This is a genomic window from Collinsella sp. AF15-51 (assembly GCF_003462845.1).
Classification (GTDB): Bacteria; Actinomycetota; Coriobacteriia; order Coriobacteriales; family Coriobacteriaceae; genus Collinsella.
This window is the reverse complement of sequence record NZ_QRYG01000037.1, coordinates 1-2,320: the sequence shown is the minus strand read 5'-3', so window position 1 is coordinate 2,320 and position 2,320 is coordinate 1. Positions and strand designations below refer to the sequence as shown.

Here is a 2,320-nt window from a genome sequence, read left to right as displayed (position 1 = left end):
ATCTTACTGCATGATTCGTGTGTTATAGTTAGATGGCTCTAACTGTTTGGGGGCGATAGCCATGCACGAACGCGAGGGCTTCTGGGACAAGAACGCCGGTCGGTATGACCGTTTCATGCGAAACGACCGGGCGGCGTATGAGAAGATGTATGGGCTGATCCGGCCGGTGGTGAAAGCAAAGACCGTGCTGGAGGTTGCCACCGGCACGGGGCTTATCGCAAAGAGCGTCGTGGATGCGGCGGCGCGCATCGAGGCTACGGACGCCTCTGCAAAGATGATCCTTAAAGCAAAGCGGGACAATCAATCCGCAAAGCTGCACTTTTCCGTGCAGGATATGTTCCGCCTGCCCTATGCGCAGAAGTCCTTCGAAGTGGTGATCGCGTCCAACGCGCTTCACATAGTGCCGCATCCGGAAAAGGCCCTGCAAGAAATCAGGCGGGTGCTGAAGGACGACGGCGTGCTCATCGCGCCAACCTTCACCCACGCGGGGAACTCGGTTTCCGGCAAGGCAAAAGCCTTTTTCATGAGCATGGCGGGATTTCCCCTCCACAGCAGATGGACGAGCGAGGAATACCTGCGTTTCCTGCGTCAAAACGGCTGGGCGGTGCGGAAAAGCGCGGTGCTGAAGGCCTCGTTCCCGTTGACCTATGCGGAATGCACGAAATCGGAGGGGCCAGATGTCGTTCTTTGAAAACACCCGCAAGCCCGTGGGCCTCGGCGGAAAACTTATGGTTGCCATGATGAACCTGGGGCACAGCCCTGTGGCGCGGTGGGGACTTCGATTTCTACGACTTGCGCCAAATGCCAAGGTGCTGGATTGCGGCTGCGGCGGCGGGGCGAACATAAAACGGCTGCTGAAAAAATGCCCGCATGGCGTCGTCAAGGGCGTCGACTATTCGCCCGTCAGCGCGGAGAAGACTAGAAAGCTCAACCGAATTGCAATTCAGGAGGGGCGTTGCGCCGTTCTGCAAGGCAGTGTGGCGGATATGGTGTTTGAGGATAGCTACTTCGATGCCGCCACGGCCTTTGAGACCGTCTATTTTTGGCCTGATTTGCCCCGATGCTTCCGCGAGGTCTGGCGGACGCTGAAGCCAGGCGGGACAATTCTCATCTGCAACGAGAGCAATGGCGATACGGACAAGGACGAGAGGTGGACGCAGATCATCGGCGGCATGACCATCTACAAGGACATTGAATTAAAGGCGTATCTGGAGCAGGCGGGTTTTCACGAGGTGCAGATACGCAAAAAGAAAAAATGGCTCTGCGTCACGGCGCGGAAGTAGGGGCATCAAGCACGGGCATTTTTGCATCCATCCTGCACATGGCGATAGGCATGACGGTCATAGCGGCTGTGCTGGCGGCAATTATGACAGTTTTTATTCACTGAGGAAGAAACCTATGAAATGTAAAATTGAGAAAAACACCGTGCAGGAGACGCTGATCCTTCCGCTGTATTCCCGGAAGCTGTGTACGGAGCTGTACCCGAACCTTTACAAGGATGAAACAGCGGTTCGCCTGCTCGACCAGATCGACTACGACTTTTCAGAGGCAGAGAAAAACTCCCGCAGCCTGATGCAGCGCTTTGGTGCGCTGGAGGTGGCCATGCGGCAGGGTGATCTTGCTTTCGAGGTACGGGATTACCTGAAAGACCACCCCAATGCGGCGGTGGTCAATCTGGGCTGCGGGCTGGACAACACCGGCAGAACCTGCGACAACGGTAGATGCAAGATCTACAATCTGGACTTCCCGGATGTGATTGCCTTGCGACAGCAGCTACTGCCCGCCGGAGATCGAGAACAAAATATCCCCTGCGACCTGAAAGACACCGCATGGTTTAGCAAAATCGATGCCTCCCGCGGGGCGGTGTTCTTCGCCTCCGGGGTGTTCTATTACTTTCTGACCCAGCAGGTCCGGGAACTGGTGCGGGGGATGGCGGACGCTTTCCCCGGCGGTGTGCTGGTCTTTGATGCTGCCAATCGGACGGCAGTAAAGATGATCGCAAAAACATGGCTTAAGACTGCAAAAATCAAGGATGTGGGGGCATATTTTGCGGTTTCGGATGCCGCCAAGGAAATCGGCACGTGGAACAGCCGTCTGCAGGTCACCAGCCGGGGCTACATGCTGGGTTACAACGATTTGAGAGACCCTTCTGTCAGCGGCTTTTTCCGGTTTCTCGCAAGGGTCGGTGACAACGGGATGAAAATGCAAATCGTGAAAATTAGATTTTAAAAGGCAAAAATGAAGCCCATTCACTTTGACGTTGAAGAAGACGGCTTTTACGGCACATATTGGGCGTGCAAGGACACACATACAGCAGCGG

Annotated in this window: 3 protein-coding genes; all 3 read left to right on the top strand. The window is 55.5% G+C overall.

Annotated elements, in window-relative coordinates; translation table 11 throughout:
* Window positions 1-61 precede the first annotated feature (61 nt).
* The 3 genes from DWW51_RS10105 to DWW51_RS10095 all read left to right on the top strand — a co-directional run bounded on the left by DWW51_RS10105 (window position 62) and on the right by DWW51_RS10095 (window position 2,229).
* The gene (locus tag DWW51_RS10105) at window positions 62-691 is read left to right on the top strand and encodes a class I SAM-dependent methyltransferase (protein WP_117774413.1); all 630 of its coding nucleotides are present in this window, start codon (window positions 62-64) and stop codon (window positions 689-691) included.
* Entirely contained in the window at window positions 678-1,283 is a 606-nt protein-coding gene (locus DWW51_RS10100) for a class I SAM-dependent methyltransferase (RefSeq protein WP_117774412.1), read from the top strand. The genes DWW51_RS10105 and DWW51_RS10100 overlap by 14 nt, the downstream gene beginning before the upstream one ends.
* A gap of 115 nt (window positions 1,284-1,398) precedes the next feature.
* Window positions 1,399-2,229: a class I SAM-dependent methyltransferase gene (locus DWW51_RS10095; RefSeq protein ID WP_117774411.1), complete on the top strand. Its 831-nt coding sequence runs from the start codon at window positions 1,399-1,401 to the stop codon at window positions 2,227-2,229.
* The last annotated feature ends 91 nt before the right edge of the window (window positions 2,230-2,320 follow it).